The 17,714-nt window shown below is 61.0% G+C and carries 16 protein-coding genes; 14 read left to right on the top strand and 2 right to left on the bottom strand.

Translation table 11 applies throughout. The annotated features are described in order from the left end of the window. The first annotated feature begins 63 nt into the window (after window positions 1-63). The 6 genes from sake_RS09020 (at window position 64) to sake_RS08995 (ending at window position 6,970) form a co-directional block, all read left to right on the top strand. On the top strand, window positions 64-999 hold the full coding sequence (locus sake_RS09020; RefSeq protein WP_178945856.1) for an RNA methyltransferase: 936 nt from the start codon (window positions 64-66) through the stop codon (window positions 997-999). A gap of 60 nt (window positions 1,000-1,059) precedes the next feature. Further along, the gene (locus sake_RS09015) at window positions 1,060-2,025 is read left to right on the top strand and encodes a cation diffusion facilitator family transporter (protein WP_129360568.1); all 966 of its coding nucleotides are present in this window, start codon (window positions 1,060-1,062) and stop codon (window positions 2,023-2,025) included. Window positions 2,026-2,028: 3 nt separating this feature from the next. Then, a complete protein-coding gene (locus sake_RS09010; protein WP_178945855.1) occupies window positions 2,029-2,469 on the top strand; it encodes a (deoxy)nucleoside triphosphate pyrophosphohydrolase in 441 nt (146 codons plus the stop codon). Window positions 2,470-2,587: 118 nt separating this feature from the next. Next, entirely contained in the window at window positions 2,588-3,718 is a 1,131-nt protein-coding gene (pheS, locus tag sake_RS09005) for a phenylalanine--tRNA ligase subunit alpha (RefSeq protein WP_129360566.1), read from the top strand. Between the two features lie 4 nt (window positions 3,719-3,722). After that, window positions 3,723-6,275, top strand: coding sequence for a phenylalanine--tRNA ligase subunit beta (gene pheT / locus sake_RS09000; protein WP_178945854.1), 2,553 nt, complete (start codon window positions 3,723-3,725; stop codon window positions 6,273-6,275). Window positions 6,276-6,340: 65 nt separating this feature from the next. After that, window positions 6,341-6,970 carry a hypothetical protein gene (locus sake_RS08995; protein ID WP_129360564.1) on the top strand — a complete coding sequence of 210 codons (630 nt, stop codon included), beginning with the start codon at window positions 6,341-6,343 and terminating at the stop codon, window positions 6,968-6,970. A 122-nt stretch (window positions 6,971-7,092) separates the two neighbouring features. On the opposite strand, the gene sake_RS08990 is transcribed toward sake_RS08995, so the two are convergent. Beyond that, a complete protein-coding gene (locus sake_RS08990; protein WP_129360824.1) occupies window positions 7,093-8,055 on the bottom strand; it encodes a quinone oxidoreductase in 963 nt (320 codons plus the stop codon). A gap of 122 nt (window positions 8,056-8,177) precedes the next feature. On the opposite strand from sake_RS08990, the gene argC reads away from it, so the two are divergent. The 6 genes from argC (at window position 8,178) to sake_RS08960 (ending at window position 14,169) form a co-directional block, all read left to right on the top strand. After that, entirely contained in the window at window positions 8,178-9,239 is a 1,062-nt protein-coding gene (argC, locus tag sake_RS08985) for an N-acetyl-gamma-glutamyl-phosphate reductase (RefSeq protein WP_178945853.1), read from the top strand. 44 nt (window positions 9,240-9,283) lie between these two features. After that, the gene (gene argJ / locus sake_RS08980) at window positions 9,284-10,450 is read left to right on the top strand and encodes a bifunctional glutamate N-acetyltransferase/amino-acid acetyltransferase ArgJ (protein WP_129360823.1); all 1,167 of its coding nucleotides are present in this window, start codon (window positions 9,284-9,286) and stop codon (window positions 10,448-10,450) included. A 75-nt stretch (window positions 10,451-10,525) separates the two neighbouring features. Then, the gene (gene argB / locus sake_RS08975; protein WP_129360822.1) at window positions 10,526-11,479 is read left to right on the top strand and encodes an acetylglutamate kinase; all 954 of its coding nucleotides are present in this window, start codon (window positions 10,526-10,528) and stop codon (window positions 11,477-11,479) included. Further along, window positions 11,476-12,699 (top strand): acetylornithine transaminase, encoded by a 1,224-nt coding sequence (locus sake_RS08970; RefSeq protein WP_178945852.1) that lies wholly within the window; start codon window positions 11,476-11,478, stop codon window positions 12,697-12,699. Before argB ends, sake_RS08970 begins: the two co-directional genes overlap by 4 nt. Before the next feature lie 49 nt (window positions 12,700-12,748). Beyond that, window positions 12,749-13,693 (top strand): ornithine carbamoyltransferase, encoded by a 945-nt coding sequence (gene argF / locus sake_RS08965; protein ID WP_129360561.1) that lies wholly within the window; start codon window positions 12,749-12,751, stop codon window positions 13,691-13,693. Between the two features lie 2 nt (window positions 13,694-13,695). Further along, on the top strand, window positions 13,696-14,169 hold the full coding sequence (locus tag sake_RS08960) for an arginine repressor (protein WP_129360560.1): 474 nt from the start codon (window positions 13,696-13,698) through the stop codon (window positions 14,167-14,169). Between the two features lie 22 nt (window positions 14,170-14,191). Here the strand turns inward: sake_RS08960 and sake_RS08955 are convergent, their stop codons facing one another. Then, entirely contained in the window at window positions 14,192-14,611 is a 420-nt protein-coding gene (locus tag sake_RS08955; protein ID WP_129360559.1) for an ankyrin repeat domain-containing protein, read from the bottom strand. A 224-nt stretch (window positions 14,612-14,835) separates the two neighbouring features. On the opposite strand from sake_RS08955, the gene sake_RS08950 reads away from it, so the two are divergent. Further along, window positions 14,836-16,038, top strand: coding sequence for an argininosuccinate synthase (locus sake_RS08950; protein WP_129360558.1), 1,203 nt, complete (start codon window positions 14,836-14,838; stop codon window positions 16,036-16,038). Window positions 16,039-16,092: 54 nt separating this feature from the next. Beyond that, a complete protein-coding gene (gene argH / locus sake_RS08945; RefSeq protein WP_178945851.1) occupies window positions 16,093-17,586 on the top strand; it encodes an argininosuccinate lyase in 1,494 nt (497 codons plus the stop codon). Window positions 17,587-17,714: the final 128 nt, after the last annotated feature.

Genomic DNA, 17,714 nt, shown 5'->3' with positions numbered 1-17,714 from the left:
TCGTTTTTGCATGCCCGGTTCCGACCGCGGTGTGGGTCCGTCGGCTTCGGGTAGCCTGGCACAGTGGATATTTTCGAGACGCTCTCACGCGAGCGCACCCTGATCAACCCGGCCGCCGATCGTGTCAAAGACATCGCTGCTCTGGCTCGCCCGCGGACCCGGGCCAAAAGAGAGCTGTTCATGGTCGAAGGGCCTCAGGGAGTCCGTGAGGCCCTGGCCGCTCATCGGGACCATCCCGTGCTCGATGCCATCTACGTCACCGAGGCGGCCCTGGAGAAGCATCCCGGTTTGGGGGATGCGATCGCGGCGGCCGAGGGGAGCTCGGCTCCCTCGGCCGGCGGCAAACGCCGCAAGGTTTTCATACGGCTAGTAACCGATGAGGTTCTCGCTGCGATGTCCGATGCCTTGACTCCTCAGGGCGTGATCGCTGTGGCGCACGTTGAGCCCAGCCTCGGCAACAGTCCGTGGGCTGTCGGTCATGATCCCGGGCTGATCGCTGCAATGGTGCGTGTACAGGATCCGGGTAACGTCGGCACGCTGATCCGTGCCTCCGATGCAGCCGGCGCGGACGCCGCGATCACGACCAAGGGCAGCGTCGACGTTCTGAATCCGAAGACGGTCCGCTCCACAGCCGGTTCGATGTTTCACCTGCCTGTCATGGTCGGCATGGAGATCCACGAGCTCGTCGGCAAGGCACGCAAGAGCGGCATGATGGTTTTGGCCGCTGATGGCTATGGCGACCACAGTTTGGATGACCTGTCCGACGCAGCTGCCCAAGCTCGGGTGGAGAAACGAAAGGACTCCCCGGCCGATGGCATCGATCTCCGACGGCCCACACTGTGGCTCTTCGGCAATGAAGCGCAAGGCCTGACGGATGAGGAAAAGAACCTGGCCGACGCCCGAGTCGCCGTTCCTGTCTACGGACGCGCCGAATCCCTGAACGTTGGGACAGCGGCGACAGTTTGCCTCTATTCGAGCGCACGAGCCAGGCGACCGTAGGTTCTTCGTGCCCGAGGGCACCCTTTCCCACGACGAAGTCCAACATCCGGGAGGCACCACATGGCTGACAACGGCGGAAACAAAGCGATATTTGCGGCGCTAGGCGCCAACTTCGGTATAGCGATCCTGAAGTTCGGGGCGTACTTGCTGACCAAGTCCTCGTCCATGCTCGCGGAATCGATCCATTCCCTGGCGGACACCGGAAACCAGATCTTGCTCCTCATCGGTGGGAAAGCTTCCAGGAAAAAGGCCGACAAAGAGCATCCCTTCGGCCACGGACAGAATCGTTACATCTATGCTTTTCTGGTCTCGATCGTCATGTTCAGCCTCGGCGGGCTCTTCTCGTTGTACGAGGCTTGGGAGAAATGGCACGAACCCCACGCCATCGAATCGTGGGCGTGGGTCCCGATCGTGGTTCTCGTGGGCTCGATTCTGCTTGAAGGCCGCTCGTTCCTCGTCGCAAACAAACAGGCTCAGCAGAACCGCGGACGTCGTAGTTGGCTGGGCTACCTGCGCGCTGCCAAGTCCCCGGAGCTGCCCGTCGTGATGCTCGAGGACTCGGCCGCCGTAACCGGCCTTGTCCTGGCCCTGGTGGGGGTGGTGATGACGGTCGTTACCGGCGACGGTCGCTGGGATGCGGCAGGTTCGGGGGCGATCGGAGTTCTCTTGGTCGTCGTTGCAGTGTTCCTCGCTGTGGAGATCAAATCCCTGCTGGTCGGGGAGTCCGCCAACCCGGAATCGGAACGCAAAATCCGGGAGGCTATCACCCAGCAGGCCGATACCGATCTGATCCACCTCAAAACGATGCACCTCGGCCCGGAGGAGATTCTGGTGGCCGCCAAAATCGCCGTTGCTGGAAACGTGAGCACCGTAGGTCTTGTGGATGCCATCAACGCAACGGAAGCCAGGATCAGAGACGCGGTACCAGAAGCTCGTGTCATTTACATCGAGCCGGATATCTATCGAGAGAATTACGTGTCCACTGGGCCCGAAAGCGACGACGGGCCAGGCACAAGAGAGGACTGACGCGTGGATAGCTCCGAACAGAAGTACCCGGTGCAGGTTGTAGGCGCCGCGCTCGTCGACGACATATCGGCCCCAACTCGGCTATTGGCAGCTCAACGTTCTGCACCCGCTGCCCTCGACGGATTGTGGGAATTCCCTGGCGGAAAAGTCGAGCCGGGTGAGGATCTGCTGGAGGGCCTGCATCGCGAATTGAGCGAAGAGCTGGGCATAGAAGCGGAGCTCTTCGACGAGGTCGAAGGCCCCCACCCACAAGGGTGGCCTCTCAACGAAAGACTCGCCATGAGGGTGTTCATTGGCACCATTACGACCGGCGACCCTCGGCCGCTTCAAGATCACCGCCAATTGCAGTGGGTTCCCCTGGACGACAGGCAGAGACTTCGGGCCCTTCCCTGGATCCCAGCCGACCTGCCGATCGTCGACGCCCTTATCCACAAGGTGAGCTGAGAGACCTCCATATCCTCTAGACTGGGGGTGCTCGAAGACCTCTGGGCCGGATTCCATGCGTCCCGTCGAGGCAATGAGTTCAACGCACAAGCCAGCAATTTCAAGAGATGAGTTGTTCATGACTGAAACGTCGCCGGACAGCGCCGCATCGTCGTCGGGACCTGATCCGGTCCTTGAAGACATGGTGGGCGTCCTGGAAAACGATCCTGAACAGGGTTTGGAGCGCGTCCGCGAGGCATTCGCTGCGGAGGTATCCCAAGCCCTCGAGAGCATCGAGAGCCGAACCCCGGATTTCGAAGCACTCAAGCACGTTCGGCTTCGATTTACCGGCGAAAAGTCGGGCGTGAGCGCTGCGAACCGCCAAATGCGTTCGTTGTCGAATCAGCATAAGAAGGAAATCGGCAAATTGCTGGGCCAGGCGCGCGGCAGGATCACCCAAGCGCTCGAGGCTCGGAATGAGGTGCTGGAAAACGAACATGCGGAACGGATCCTTGTCGAGGAATCTGTTGACGTCACGGCCGGTTCCGGGCACCGGTGCATCGGCGGACGCCACCCGGTGACGCTGCTTCAAGAACAGGCGACTGACATCTTCGTGTCGATGGGCTGGGAAGTCGAGGACGGACCCGAGGTCGAATCCGAGTGGTTCAACTTCGATTCCTTGAACTTCAAGCCGGACCACCCTGCCCGCGAATTGCAGGACACCTTCTTCGTTGATCCCGCGAAGGCCCACTTGGTGCTTCGCACCCACACATCGCCGGTCCAGATGAGGGCTCTGCACAAACGCGAATTGCCGCTTTACATTGTCTGCCCAGGCCGGGTTTACCGGACGGATGAACTGGACTCAACGCATACGCCGGTGTTCCACCAGATTGAAGGACTCGCGGTGGATCGTGGGCTGACGATGGCTGATCTCAAAGGTACGCTCGAGCACTTCGCCCGTCAGATGTTCGGGCCCGAAGCGAAGATCAGGCTTCGCCCCAATTATTTCCCTTTCACGGAGCCTTCGGCCGAAATGGATGTTTGGCATCCGGACGCCAAAGGCGGGCCGCAGTGGATCGAGTGGGGTGGTTGCGGAATGGTTCACCCGAACGTCTTGCGCGCTGGGGGAGTCGACCCGGACCAATACTCCGGATTCGCATTCGGTATGGGCATCGAGCGGACCCTGATGTTCCGCAATGGCGTACCGGACATGCGGGACATGATCGAAGGCGATATCCGCTTCAGCGAGCATTTTGGGATGGAGATTTAATTCAATGCGTATTCCTCTTTCGTGGCTGCGCGAGTATGCGCCCCTCCCTGCGGGTGCCTCAGCGGAGTACCTCATGGAGACCCTCGTTAAGGTTGGGCTTGAAGAAGAAGACGTCCACCGTCCGTCGGACGAGATTTCGGGACCAATTGTGGTCGGTCAGGTGCTGACCATGGAACCGGAGGAACACTCGAACGGCAAGACCGTGAACTGGTGTTCCGTTCGCGTTGTGCCTGAGGGCCAGTCGCAGGAGCTCACCGGCGAAGGCATTGACCCTTCGGGTGTTCAGGGCATAGTCTGCGGAGCCCACAACTTCAAACCGGGGGACAAGGTCGTCGTGACCCTGCCGGGCGCCGTGTTACCGGGAGATTTCCGGATTACGCCTCGTCAGACGTACGGACATGTTTCTGCGGGCATGATCGCTTCTGTGCGTGAGCTCGGAATCGGCGACGACCACGACGGTATCCTGGTTCTCTCGACGTTGGGACTCGACCCGGAACCGGGAACCGACGCTCTCTCACTGCTCGGTCTCGACGACGAAGCCGCGGAGATCAACGTGACTCCAGATCGCGGATATGCCTTTTCGATCCGTGGTGTTGCCCGCGAGTACTGCCACGCCGTCAACGAAAAATTCACGGATCCTGCGGAAGCTTTGGACCAGCGGGCGCCCCACGGAAACGACGCGGGTTACCCGGTTCGGATCAGCGACGAGTCGCCGATCCACGATCGGCAAGGAGCGACCCGATTCGTTGCCCGAACCGTGGCCGACGTTGACCCTGAAGCTCCGACGCCGACGTGGATGTCCTCACGTCTTCGACTTGCCGGAATCCGGTCGATCTCCTTGCCGGTGGATATTTCAAATTACGTCATGTTGGAATATGGACAGCCGCTGCACTTCTACGATGCCGATCGATTGACCGGTGAGATCCAAGTCCGCCGTGCACAGTCCGGGGAATCCCTCACGACCCTCGACGGCAAAGAGCGAAAACTCGATCCGGAAGATCTGTTGATCACCGACGAGTCAGGTCCTATCGGCCTGGCCGGGGTCATGGGTGGTGCCACAACTGAGGTGACCGGCTCAACCAGCCGCATCCTCATCGAGGCCGCGCGTTTCGAGGAGGTATCGATCGCCAGGACCCGGCGCCGTCACAAGCTTCCGTCCGAAGCATCGAAACGGTTTGAACGCGGAGTCGATCCTCTCGTCTGTGCTGCGGCCGCCCAACGGGCAGTCGAGCTCTTGGAGGAGCTGGCTGGTGGACGATCGGAACAGGGCGTGACGGACGTCTTCGAGCACTATTACCCGCATGAAATTCACATGGGAGTCGATTACCCGGGCAAAAGGGTCGGCATGGACTTCCCTCAGGAGGACGTCGTCCGAATCCTCGAAGACATCGGGGCGGAGGTCACCCAGACCGGGGGCGTCCTGCAGGTCACGGCACCTTCGTGGCGCCCCGATCTCAGCGAGGCGGAAGACCTCGCCGAGGAAATCGCTCGGTTGTCGGGTTACGAGAAGATCCCCTCGACTCTGCCGGTCCCTCCGAGCGGCAAAGGACTCACCGTCGAACAATCCGTGCGCCGTCGCTGCCTCAACGCGCTCGCGGCGGCCGGGCTGACCGAGGTCGCCTCGTACCCGTTCGTGAGCGAGGCCGACAACGCGCTTTTCGGGACCCCGGAGACAGATCAACGTGTGGCCGCGATCAAACTGGAGAATCCGATCAGTGAGGCCCTGGGCTACCTTCAAACCTCGCTTTTGCCGGGTTTGGTTCAGGTCCTCAAACGTAATCATTCTCGTGGATTCCGCGACTTGGCACTTTACGAGACGGCCCTTGTCTTCCACCCCAAGGAGCACCTGGGCACTCAACGCATCCCGGCAGTGGGTATCAAGCCGGGCGCAGGAGTCCTTGCCGACCTCAATGCGGGACTGCCTCAGCAGCCGCGTCATATCGCCGCGATTCTGACCGGGAACGATGCTCAGCCTTCCCCGGGTATCACCCCTCGTCCCTACGACTGGCAGGACGCGCTCGATGTGGCCCGCATGATCGCGGATTCGGCCGGAGTAAAGATCGAAATACGCCAGGGACGGCACCAGGCGTTTCATCCCGGCAGGACCGCGGAACTCATGGATTCGGAAGGCCATCATCTGGGGTTCGCCGGAGAGCTGCACCCGCAAGTGCTCAAGAACTTGGATCTGCCCGAGCGGACCGTGGCCATGGAGATGGACTTCACTCAATTGGTCAGTCACGCAGGCAAACCGGTAACGGCCGAGCCGATCTCCGGGTACCCCGCTGTTTCCCAGGACGTCGCGCTCGTCGTGGACTCAGATCTGCCGGCGTCGGAAATCCTGACCACTTTGCGGGAGGGATCCGGAGAGTTGTTGGAGGATGTTCGAGTCTTCGACGACTACCGTGGTCAAGGTATCCAGGAACATAAGAAATCTCTGGCGTGCGCGATGCGCTTCCGAGCGCAGGACCGTACGCTGACCAACGACGAAGCCAGCGAGGCACGAGAGGCCGCGATCGAGCTAGCGTCACAACGCCACGGGGCCGTTCTGCGCGGGTAAACTACCACCAGTCCGCCCCATCGACACCGGGCTTCCCCAGCAACATCCGGTAGACGAGGAGAATCGTGTCACAAGACTTCTTTGGCTTTGACGAAGACGACGAACAAACGGGGCACTACCTTCGCCGCCGCTCCAAATGGCGTTGGCTCGGTGTCTTGATCATTCTGGTCGCCCTGATTCTCGCTGGCCTGCTGATATACGGTGGTGTCCGGTCGTTGCACTCCGCCAAGGAAGATGCTCCCTACGCGGGGCACTCCTGGGTGGTTTCAGGGCAGTTCCTGACATCGACGAACGACCTTCAGACGAAAACGTTCAATGGTGTGTACCAAGGCAAGCTCCCCTCGGACTCGAACGTGTCCTACCAACGGTTCGACGGTGGCGTGAACGACCCTACCGAGGTCAAACCCGGTCAACAGGTTCAGTTCCGAGGGACCCAAACCGGCGCTCAGGACGAAGACTTCCCGCAGAATGTCGATGCTCTGATGGCTGTGGACAAGGGAGTGCTGAAGGTCGTCAAGACCGACGATGCAGGTACTCTCAAACCCGTCACCGATGACAGCGTCTCTGCGGAGAAGCGGAACGGCTGGCTCATGGTGGCAGGTGCGGTCGTGGTGTTCCTGGCCGGAATCGCCGGGGCAATCTTCGCCAGACATAAGACTCGCGAAGAAGAACTCCACGAACAGATCAGTGCATAAACGCTCTCGGTCCGAGGCATAGCCCGCCATTGACCGTAAGAAGGCCCGCCGAGGAATTCCTCGACGGGCCTTCTTGCATGCGGGGGGGGGGGGGGGCGAAACCGCCGCGTTGGTGTCACCTATTAAGGCTGCAACAATACCTTGCCTCGAGTCTTTCGATCTTCCAGATACTGGTGGGCCCGGGCGGCTTCGGCCAAGGCAAAGGTTGCGTCCAGGCTGACCTTCAATCGTCCAGCCAGAACATCGTCGAATAGCTCGCTCATGCGCCATTCGAGTTCTCTCCGATCCCTCAAATACGCTCCTATCGACGGACGCGTCACATACAACGAGCCCATCGCATTGAGTCGCTGGAGATCGAAAGGCGGTACCTGTCCGCTTGCACCTCCGAAGAGAACCGCGACCCCTCGAGGTCGGAGCGTCGTCAAGGAATCCTCGAACGTTGCCTTGCCGACAGAGTCGTACACGACGTCCACTCCGCGGCCGTCGGTCAGCTCACGAACCTCATCCGCGAAATGCTCGTACCGGACCACGTGGTCTGCTCCGTGACGACGAGCGATCTCTTCCTTCTCATCCGTAGAGACTGTCGCGATGACCTTGGCCCCCAGATTCTTGATGAGCTGTATCGCCAAACCACCTACTCCGCCCGCGCCTGCGTGAAATAACACCGTGTCCGACGCACTCACAGGGTAGGTCGAACGCACCAGGTAATGCGCGGTCACACCCTGAAGCGGGAGACACGCGGCGTCCTTCGGATCTATTCCTTCAGGAAGCTTGACTGCCTTGTCGTCTTCGACCAGGAAGTATTCAGAGTAGGTGGCCAAGGCCTGGCTGGTGGCGATCCGATCGCCGACTCGAGCGTGGGTCACACTGGATCCGGCGGCCACAACCACGCCAACTGCTTCGCTTCCGGGCGTGAATGGGTACTTCACGTCGTAGACACCGGAGCGCTGGTAAGTCTCGATGAAGTTGACTCCCGTAGCGACGTTCCTCACCAACAATTGGGTTGCCGATGGGTCCGGGACGGGAGCCTGCTGATCCACCAAGACCTGTGGACCACCGCTCACCGGCGCAACAACGGTTGTCATGGTTTCGGGTATCTGCTCTGACAAGGCCATCTCCTTCGGTTGGACTGTGGTCTCGCGGCCATCCTAGTAGTTGTATGTATAAAGATTTAGTTCATTGTATAAATCTGCGGTACGGTGGGTTCATGACATTTTCGGTAGCAGTATCGGGCGCGACGGGTTATGCCGGTGGAGAGGTCTTACGACTCCTGTCGCAACACCCGGAAGCAGAAGTGACCACGGTGACGGCGAATTCAACGGCCGGTGGTCGCCTTGGCGAACTCGTCCCGAATCTGCGTTCGCTGGCCCATCTGACTGTTCAGGAGACCTCTGCAGATACGTTGGCCGGACACGACGTCGTTTTCCTGGCTCTGCCTCACGGGGCGAGCGGTCCGGTTGCGGCCCAATTGCCCGAAGGCACGCTGGTGATTGACGCCGGTGCCGACCATCGCCTTCGTGACCCAGATGCCTGGTCTCGGTTCTATGGAACCGACCATGCAGGTCATTGGCCTTATGGGCTTCCCGAGCTCATTACTTCGCCCACCCGCGGAGGAGAGATGGCTAAGCAGCGCGAGAACCTGGTGGGCGCCAAGAGGATCGCCGTGCCGGGGTGTTATCCCACGAGCGCCCAGCTGGCCCTGGCCCCGGGATTCGCGGCCAACGTACTAGAACCTCAGGATGTGGTCATCGTTGCTGCTTCGGGCACATCCGGGGCGGGCAAAGCTCTTAAGCCACATCTGATGGCCAGCGAAGCAATGTCTTCGATGTCCCCTTACGGAGTTGGCGGAATTCACCGGCACACACCGGAAATGGAGCAGGGATTTGCTGACGCATCGGGGCGGCAGGTCAGCGTGAGCTTCACGCCTACTCTGGCCCCGATGCCGCGGGGAATCCTGACCACAGCCACGGCCCGGGTCAAAGCAGGAGTCACGTCGAATGATCTCCGGACGATGTGGGATACCGCATACGACCCTGAACCTTTCGTCCACGTGTTGCCGGAAGGCCAATGGCCGACGACGAAGTCGGTGCAAGGGAGCAATCACGCAGTGATGCAACTGGCTTTCGACGAGCACGTGGGGCGTGTGATCGTGACCTGCGCGATCGACAATCTTGCGAAAGGCACCGCCGGCGGCGCCATTCAGTCGATGAACATCGCCCTCGGGCTCGCCGAGACCACGGGCTTGGAACAGGAAGGACTCGTTCCGTGAGCCATGAACCAGCCGAACTTTCCGATGTCGACGTGGAACACGGTCTGTCCGTGGTCCATGGCTTCGAATACTCCGGCGTCGCCGCGGGTCTGAAGGCCAGCGGTGGCAACGACGTCGCCGTCTTGCGCAATCTGGGGCCAGAGTTCTCGGCAGCTGCCGTCTTCACGAGTAACCGCTTCGCTGCGGCTCCGGTCGATTGGTCCCGCCAGGTGGTTGCGGATGGGAGGGCCGACGTCATTCTGCTCAATTCGGGCGGCGCAAACGCCTGCACCGGGCCCGAAGGTTTTCGCAACGCACACCGCAGCGCAGAAGAGGTTGCAGAGTTGACCGGATCGGCTGCGGGTGACGTGCTGATCTGCTCAACCGGATTGATAGGCGAGCAACTGCCGATGGACCGACTGCTGCCCGGCATCAAGAACGCCGTCCGGTCCCTGGGCAGCGGGCCTGAGAATGACGACGCGGCCGCGACCGCGATTATGACCACGGATACGGTTCCGAAGAAGGCGTCCATGACGTTGCAGACTTCCAACGGCCAGGTTCGGATCGGAGGCATTGCCAAAGGTGCCGGAATGCTCGCCCCCGGTTTGGCCACCATGCTCGTCGTGCTCGCAACGGACGCATCATTGGGCGCGGAGGACCTCGACTCCGCGTTGAAGGCTGCGGTGGAGCACAGCTTCAACCGCGCGGATTCGGACGGGTGCATGTCGACGAACGATACGGTCGCCCTCCTGGCCTCCGGTGCAAGCGGCACCAGCCCCGATGTCGAAGAATTCGCCGAAGCCCTCACGAAAGTCTGCGTGAGCTTGGCCCTTCAGCTCATTTCGGACGCCGAAGGGGCCAGTCACGACATCCACGTCACGACCCGGGGAGCTGTGTCGGAGCCCCAGGCACTCGAAGTCTCCCGAGCGGTCTCCCGATCCAACCTCTTCAAATGCGCGATCTTCGGAAATGACCCGAACTGGGGTCGTATCCTCTCCGAGGTAGGCACAACGTCGGCGGACTTCGAGCCCGACGAGGTAGATGTCGCGATCAATGGAGTCAAGATTTGTGCCGGTGGGGCGATCGGGGAAGACCGATCGCTGGTGGACCTCGAGAGCAGCCGGAAAGTCGAGGTCGTCATAGACCTCGGCGCCGGAACTGAATCCGCGACTATTTGGACCAACGACTTGACCCACGACTACGTCGAAGAAAACTCGGCGTACTCGAGCTAGGAGAATCGATCTACCGTGCCACAGCAGAGTGACCAATTGCGGTACGCCTCGGCGCAGAGCAAAGCGGAGACGCTCATGGAAGCGCTCCCGTGGATTCAGCGGTTCGCCGGGAAAATCATGGTCTTCAAATACGGCGGTAACGCCATGATCAGCGAAGAGCTTCGCTCAGCATTTGCGGAGGACATGGTGTTCCTGCGTTCCGTGGGAATCAAACCTGTGGTGGTCCACGGCGGTGGGCCGCAGATATCCACGATGCTCGCTCGACTAGGTATCCCTAGCGAATTCCGCGGTGGATTGCGGTACACCACACCGGAAGCGATGGACGTGGTTCGGATGGTGCTCACTGGGCAGGTTGCTCGTCAGCTGGTGGGTCTCATCAATCAGCACGGTCCCCACGCGGTCGGCATGTCGGGGGAAGACGGAGGCCTATTGCGTGCGCGTCGGATCAAGACCGTCGTCGACGGCGAGGAAGTGGATCTCGGTCTCGTGGGCGAAGTCGTCGGGGTCAACACCACCGCCATCACGTCCATGATCGACGCCGGGAAAATACCGGTCATCTCTTCGATCGCGCCGGAAATACTGGCCGATGGACGAGCCGTCGAAGAAGGCATGCCGCTCGATACGCCGACCGGTGAAGTTTTGAACGTCAACGCGGACACCGCAGCGGCGGCCGTGGCCGCTGCCATTGGAGCGGAAAAGCTCGTGATGCTGACCGACGTCGAGGGTCTGTACGCCGACTGGCCCGACACCGACTCCCTCATCAGCTCCCTGACCACCAAAGAACTGCGGGACTTGGTTCCGCAGCTGGCGGAAGGCATGATCCCAAAGATGAGTGCGTGCCTGGCAGCGGTCGAAAACGGTGTTCCCACGGCTTCGATCGTCGACGGGCGACGAGCCCATTCGCCGCTCTTGGAAATCTTTACAGACTCCGGAATCGGGACCCAGGTGACCGGCACAGCATCGGCTCCCAAGCCGCTCGCCGACTTCGTTCTGGTCAACCCATTCCACACAGCAGAGGAGACCCCATGACGCAGCAAGACCTTCTGGACGATTATCGCAACGACCTACTGGGCGTATTCGGAGATCCGGCTCTCGTTCTCACGGAAGGCAAAGGGTGCCTCGTGACGGATGCGGACGGCCGGACTTACCTTGACCTTCTGGGCGGGATCGCGGTCAACGCTCTGGGACACGGCCACCCGGCATGGACCGAGGCGATATCGCGTCAGGCGGGCCGGCTCGGCCACGTCTCGAACTTCTTTACGACTCCTGAGCAATTGCGGCTCGCCCGAAAGCTCCTCGATATCGCAGGTGCCCCGGACGGAGGGAAAGTCTTCTTCACGAATTCGGGAACCGAAGCCAACGAGGCCGCATTGAAGCTCGTCAGATCTCACGGAAACTCGACCGATCCGCGCAAGAGCAGGCTCTTGGCCCTGAAACACGGCTTTCACGGTCGGTCCACCGGAGCCCTGGCGGTGACCTCCAAGGAGGACTACCGAGCGCCTTTCGAACCGTTGCCGGGCGGCGTCGAATTCATTGATCCTACGGTTGACGCGTTGGAGCATGCCATGGGCGAGGACGTCGCCGGGCTCATTCTCGAGCCCATCCAAGGCGAAGCCGGTGTTCACCCTCTGCCGGAGGGATTTCTCGAAGCTGCCCGCCGTCTGACGAAGGACAACGGTGCATTGCTCGTGGTGGATGAGGTTCAGACCGGGATGGGCCGTACGGGCCAGTGGCTCGCGAGCCAGGGCACGCTCTCGGGGGGTCTGGAGCCTGACGTCGTCACCCTTGCCAAGTCCTTGGGCGGGGGGTTCCCCATCGGGGCGATGCTCGCGATGACCCCGGACGCCGTGGACGTCCTGGGGCCCGGAAAACATGGCACGACCTTCGGTGGAAACCCGTTGGCTATGGCGGCGGGGTTGGCGACCATTCAAGCCATTGAAGACGAAGACCTGCTCGAGAATGCGCGGACCATGGGCCGACGCCTCCGGGATGGACTGGGTGCCATCAACGGTGTCGTCGATGTCCGGGGGAGCGGACTTCTCATCGGCTTCGACCTGGAGAAGCCGAATTCAGCGGAAGGGGCTCTCGGCCCAAAAGCCGTCTCGGCCGCCCGAGAACGAGGCTTCATCATCAACGCCACCGGGCCATCGACCCTGCGCCTCGCCCCGCCGCTGATTATCGAAGGCACGCATGTCGATGCCTTCTTGGAGGCCCTCCCGACCATTTTGGAAGCGGCACACGGCGCCTGAAAACGGCCATCGGCCCTTCCACCCTTTCGAGCTACGAAGAATTGAGACCATGACACGCCATTTCCTGGTGGACACCGACCTTTCCCCCGAAGAGCAGAAAGCCGTTCTCGAGCTGGCCGAGGCGATGAAGAAGGACCGCTGGGCGGCCAAACCGTTCGCCGGCCCTCAATCGGTCGCGATCATCTTCGACAAAACATCCACCCGTACCCGATTTTCGTTCGGTGCAGGAGTCAGCGACCTCGGTGGCAATCCATTGATCGTCAATCCTGGGGAGTCCCAGCTCGGTCATAAGGAATCGATTGCGGACACGGCCCGAGTTCTCACCCGTATGGTGTCGACCATCGTGTGGCGCACATTCGAGCAGTCGGGCCTCGAGGAGATGGCGGAGTATTCGACGGTGCCGGTCATCAATGCCCTTTCCGACGACTATCACCCGTGCCAGATCCTGGCCGACCTTCTCACGATCAAGGAGCGGTTCGGTAGGACCGAGGGTCTGACCTTGGCTTATCTCGGCGACGCCGCCAACAACATGTCCCATTCGTATCTGCTGGGTGGGGCGACGGCCGGCATGAATGTGCGGGTCGCCGGCCCGGAGGGGTATCTTCCTCGCTCAGAGGTGCTCGACGCCGCGCGGCAGCGTGCGGCCGAGACCGGCGGATCCGTGGTGGCTACGACCGATACGGCAGTGGCCCTCGAAGGCGCGGACGTCGTCGTAACGGATACGTGGGTCTCGATGGGCCAGGAGGACGAGACTGAGGAACGCAAGAGCATTTTCGCCCCGTACCAGGTCAGCGCCGAGGCGATGGACAAGGCCGGCGAATCGGCTATATTCATGCATTGTTTGCCAGCATTCCGTGGATTGGAGGTCGCTTCCGAAGTGATCGATGGTTCGGCCTCGGTTGTATGGGATGAAGCGGAGAATCGGTTGCATGCACAGAAGGCGCTCATGGCTTGGCTGATGAGCGCCTCGGGTCTGGGAAAGGAACGACGATAACGATGGGGATTCCTTCGACCAAGGCCGCGCGTCAGGCTCGCATCATTTCATTGCTCGAGTCGGCGAAGATTCGGTCGCAGTCTGCGCTCGCAGAGTACTTGGAACAGGACGGGGTCCAGGTGACCCAGGCGACACTTTCTCGAGACCTCGTGGAAATCGGCGCCGAGAGGATCCGGGGCTCGGACGGCGTCCTCATCTATTCGGTCTCGGGGTCGGACTCGGTCAAGGAAAGGGATGCGCCAGATCGGTTGAAGGGTCTTTTCCGTGATCTGCTCATTATGGCCGAATCGAGCGGGAACATTGTGATGCTCCGGACCCCCGCGGGTGCCGCCCAATTCCTGGCCTCGGCTCTAGACCACACGGATATTCCGGAAGCTATCGGAACGATCGCCGGCGACGACACCGTGATGGTGGTTTCCCGAGACCCCAACGGGGGGAACGCTCTGGCGCAGCGCTTCCTGGAATGGTCGGAGTAGGGCCAAGATTGGAGGTCCTGGATTAGTCGATGCCCCGCTCGCGGAGCAGCTCCTTCATATCGGCGATGTCGAAGAAGTCCGCGATCGCAGTGGCCGTCTGAGACCCGAGTGAAGGATCCGCGCCTGCGTCGAGGAGTGCGGTCGCGATTTCCCGGTTATTTCGGAAGATCGCGCTCGCGAGTGCAGTCTGACCGCGGTCGTTGAGCCGGTTCAGGTCCGCCCCGCGGTCGATCAGCAGTGAGACGACCTCGGGCTGTTCCCGGTACGCCCCCAGGATGAGCAGGGTGTCGCCTTTGGAATTGGTCAGGTTGACCGGGACGCCTTGGTCGAGGGCCGCACCGAGTTGTTCTGCCTGACCCTCGCGGGCCAGGTCGAAGATTTGATGCAGGACGTCGAGTTCTTGATCGGTCAGCTCCGGGGGGTTCTGTTCCTGGTCCGTCATTGTTTCTCCATCCTCTTATTGTGAACTACTCAAAATAATCGTACAGGACGACTGGCCGACGCACACGGAAGACGTTTCGCCGGCACATAACGCCGTGCCTGCGGTGGGGAAAGTGGGCATGACGCCAATGTGTATAAATACAATAATTTATGTATAGTCATACAAGAACGAGATATGAAGGGCTGGCCGAACGGCCGGTCGCGAACTAGCAGAAAGGTTCACCCATGACGGATCGGGTTGTACTCGCGTATTCGGGAGGATTGGACACCTCCGTGGCCATCGGCTGGATCGGAGAAGCCACCGGGGCCGAAGTGATCGCCGTGGCGGTCGACGTCGGGCAGGGCGGCGAGGACCTGGAGACTGTTCGGCAGCGAGCCCTCGATTGCGGCGCCGTCGAGGCGTACGTCGCAGATGCTCGCGAAGAATTCGCGACCGAATATTGCATGCCCGCGCTCAAGTCCAACTCCCTCTACATGGATGCCTATCCTCTGGTTTCCGCGGTGTCCCGTCCGGTGATCGTCAAGCATCTGGTGAAAGCCGCGAAGCAGTTCAATGCGACGACCGTAGCCCACGGGTGCACGGGCAAAGGCAACGACCAGGTGCGTTTCGAGGTCGGCATCCAGACCCTCGGACCGGATCTCCAGTGCATTGCACCGGTACGTGATCTTGCCCTGACCCGTGAAAAAGCGATCACGTACGCCGAAAATAATGACCTGCCGATCGTGACGACCAAGTCCAATCCGTTCTCGATCGACCAGAATGTGTGGGGAAGGGCCGTGGAAACCGGGTTCCTCGAGGACATCTGGAACAAGCCGACCAAGGACGTCTACGACTACACGGACGATCCGACCTTCCCGCCGGCCGTTGACGAAGTCACCATTACTTTCGAACAGGGAATTCCGGTTGCCATTGACGGTCAGTCGGTGACTCCTCTCGAGGCCATCGAGATCATGAATCGTCGAGCTGGTGCTCAGGGGATCGGTCGGATCGACGTCGTCGAGGATCGCCTTGTTGGAATCAAGTCCCGCGAGATCTACGAGGCTCCCGGTGCGATGGCTCTCATCGCCGCCCACAAGGAGCTCGAAAACGTCACCATCGAGCGTGAACAGGCTCGTTTCAAGAAGACGGTCGACCAGCGGTGGACGGAGCTCGTCTACGACGGTCAGTGGTTCTCCCCGCTCAAGAAGTCCCTCGACGTCTTCGTGGACGACACGCAGAAAATGGTCAACGGTGAGATCCGCATGGACCTGCACGGTGGACGGGCCACCGTTACGGGGCGGCGGTCCAATACTTCTCTGTATGACTTCAACCTGGCGACCTATGATGAGGGCGACAGCTTCGATCAGTCCCAGGCACGAGGATTCATCGAACTCTTCGGTATGTCCTCCAAGGTCGCGTCCGCTCGTGACCAGCGGTTGGGACTGTAGTCAGCAGTACCTCTTGGCTCTGCCCGCCGGTCCGCGACCGGCGGGCAGAGGTCGATGTCGAGGACCGAGCCCACGGTGGGCGGTAATGAAAGGCGAACGGTGACTTCAACCCACGATAAGCACGGAACCAACGACGGCGCCCTCTGGGGCGGACGCTTTGCAGGCGGACCGTCGGAAGCGCTCGCGGCCCTGAGCAAGTCGACCCAGTTCGACTGGCGGCTGGCTCCGTACGACATCGCTGGATCGCGCGCTCACGCCCGCGTTCTGCACGCAAAGGAGCTGCTCAGCGACGATGAGCTGACGGGCATGCTCGCGGCCTTGGACGAGTTGGAAGAGGACGTCCGCACGGGAGCGTATGTTCCTGCGGACTCCGACGAGGACGTCCATGGTGCGTTGGAGAAAGGGCTCATCGAACGGGCAGGCGTGGATCTGGGCGGCAAACTCAGAGCTGGCCGCTCGCGCAATGATCAGATCGCGACTCTTGGTCGCATGTACCTCCGGGATCACGCATCACTCTTGGCCCGGGGGGTTCTGGATGTGATCGATGCACTCATCTCGCAGTCGGAAAAGCATCCTTACGCCCCGATGCCGGGCAGGACGCACTTGCAGCACGCCCAGCCGATCTTGCTGTCCCATCAACTCCTGGCCCACGCATGGGCGCTCTCGCGCGACCTTGAACGCCTTCGCGACTGGGACAAGCGTGCCGCGGTATCCCCGTACGGCTCCGGAGCTCTCGCGGGATCGTCCTTGGGACTCGATCCGAAGGCCGTCGCCCAAGATCTCGGTTTCGACTCGGCAGCGCACAATTCGATCGACGGGACGGCCGGTCGCGATGTCTATGCAGAATTCTCCTGGATCGCGGCGATGATCTCGGTTGACTTGTCCCGCATTTCGGAAGAAGTCATCCTTTGGGCTACCAAAGAGTTTTCCTTCGTCAAGCTCCATGATTCCTTCTCGACCGGATCCTCGATCATGCCCCAGAAGAAGAATCCGGACATCGCAGAGTTGGCCAGAGGCAAATCCGGCCGTCTGATCGGCGATCTCGCTGGTCTGCTGGCGACTCTCAAGGCGTTGCCTCTCGCGTACAACAGGGATCTGCAAGAGGACAAAGAACCCGTCTTCGACGCGATCGACCAGCTCGAGGTCTTGCTGCCCGCGGTCTCGGGCATGATCGAGACGCTGGAATTCAACACCGAACGGCTGGCAGAACTTGCTCCGCAAGGTTTTGCTTTGGCGACCGATGTCGCCGAATGGCTTGTGCGTCAAGGGGTCCCGTTCCGTGTGGCTCACGAAATCGCGGGAGACGCCGTGCGCGTCTGCGAGCAAAAGGACTGCGAGCTCTGGGATCTGTCCGACGAGGACTTCGCTCAGATCTCGGAACACTTGGTACCTGCGGTCCGAGAGGTTTTGACCGTCGAAGGTTCCTTGAACTCGCGTGCCTCCCAGGGTGGCACGGCTCCGTCGGCCGTGAAGGCGCAGCTCGAAGCGTTGAAGACGGCGCTCGGTCCCGACAGGAAGTTTGCGGAGCGTCTCCGCATGATCGACTGACCTCGCTCCGGTCTCCATGTGACAAGCAAGAACAGCCCGGGCTCGCCGACCGTTTGATTGCGTGCCATGCTGCCTCGGTGAGTTATCTCGCCAGGGCAGTGTGGCGTACTCTGTTGTGTGCACTTTTC

Origin of the sequence: Kocuria sp. TGY1127_2 (assembly GCF_013394385.1) — a bacterium.
In the GTDB taxonomy this organism is placed as follows: Bacteria; Actinomycetota; Actinomycetes; order Actinomycetales; family Micrococcaceae; genus Rothia.
This window is presented reverse-complemented; position numbering and strand designations above follow the sequence as displayed.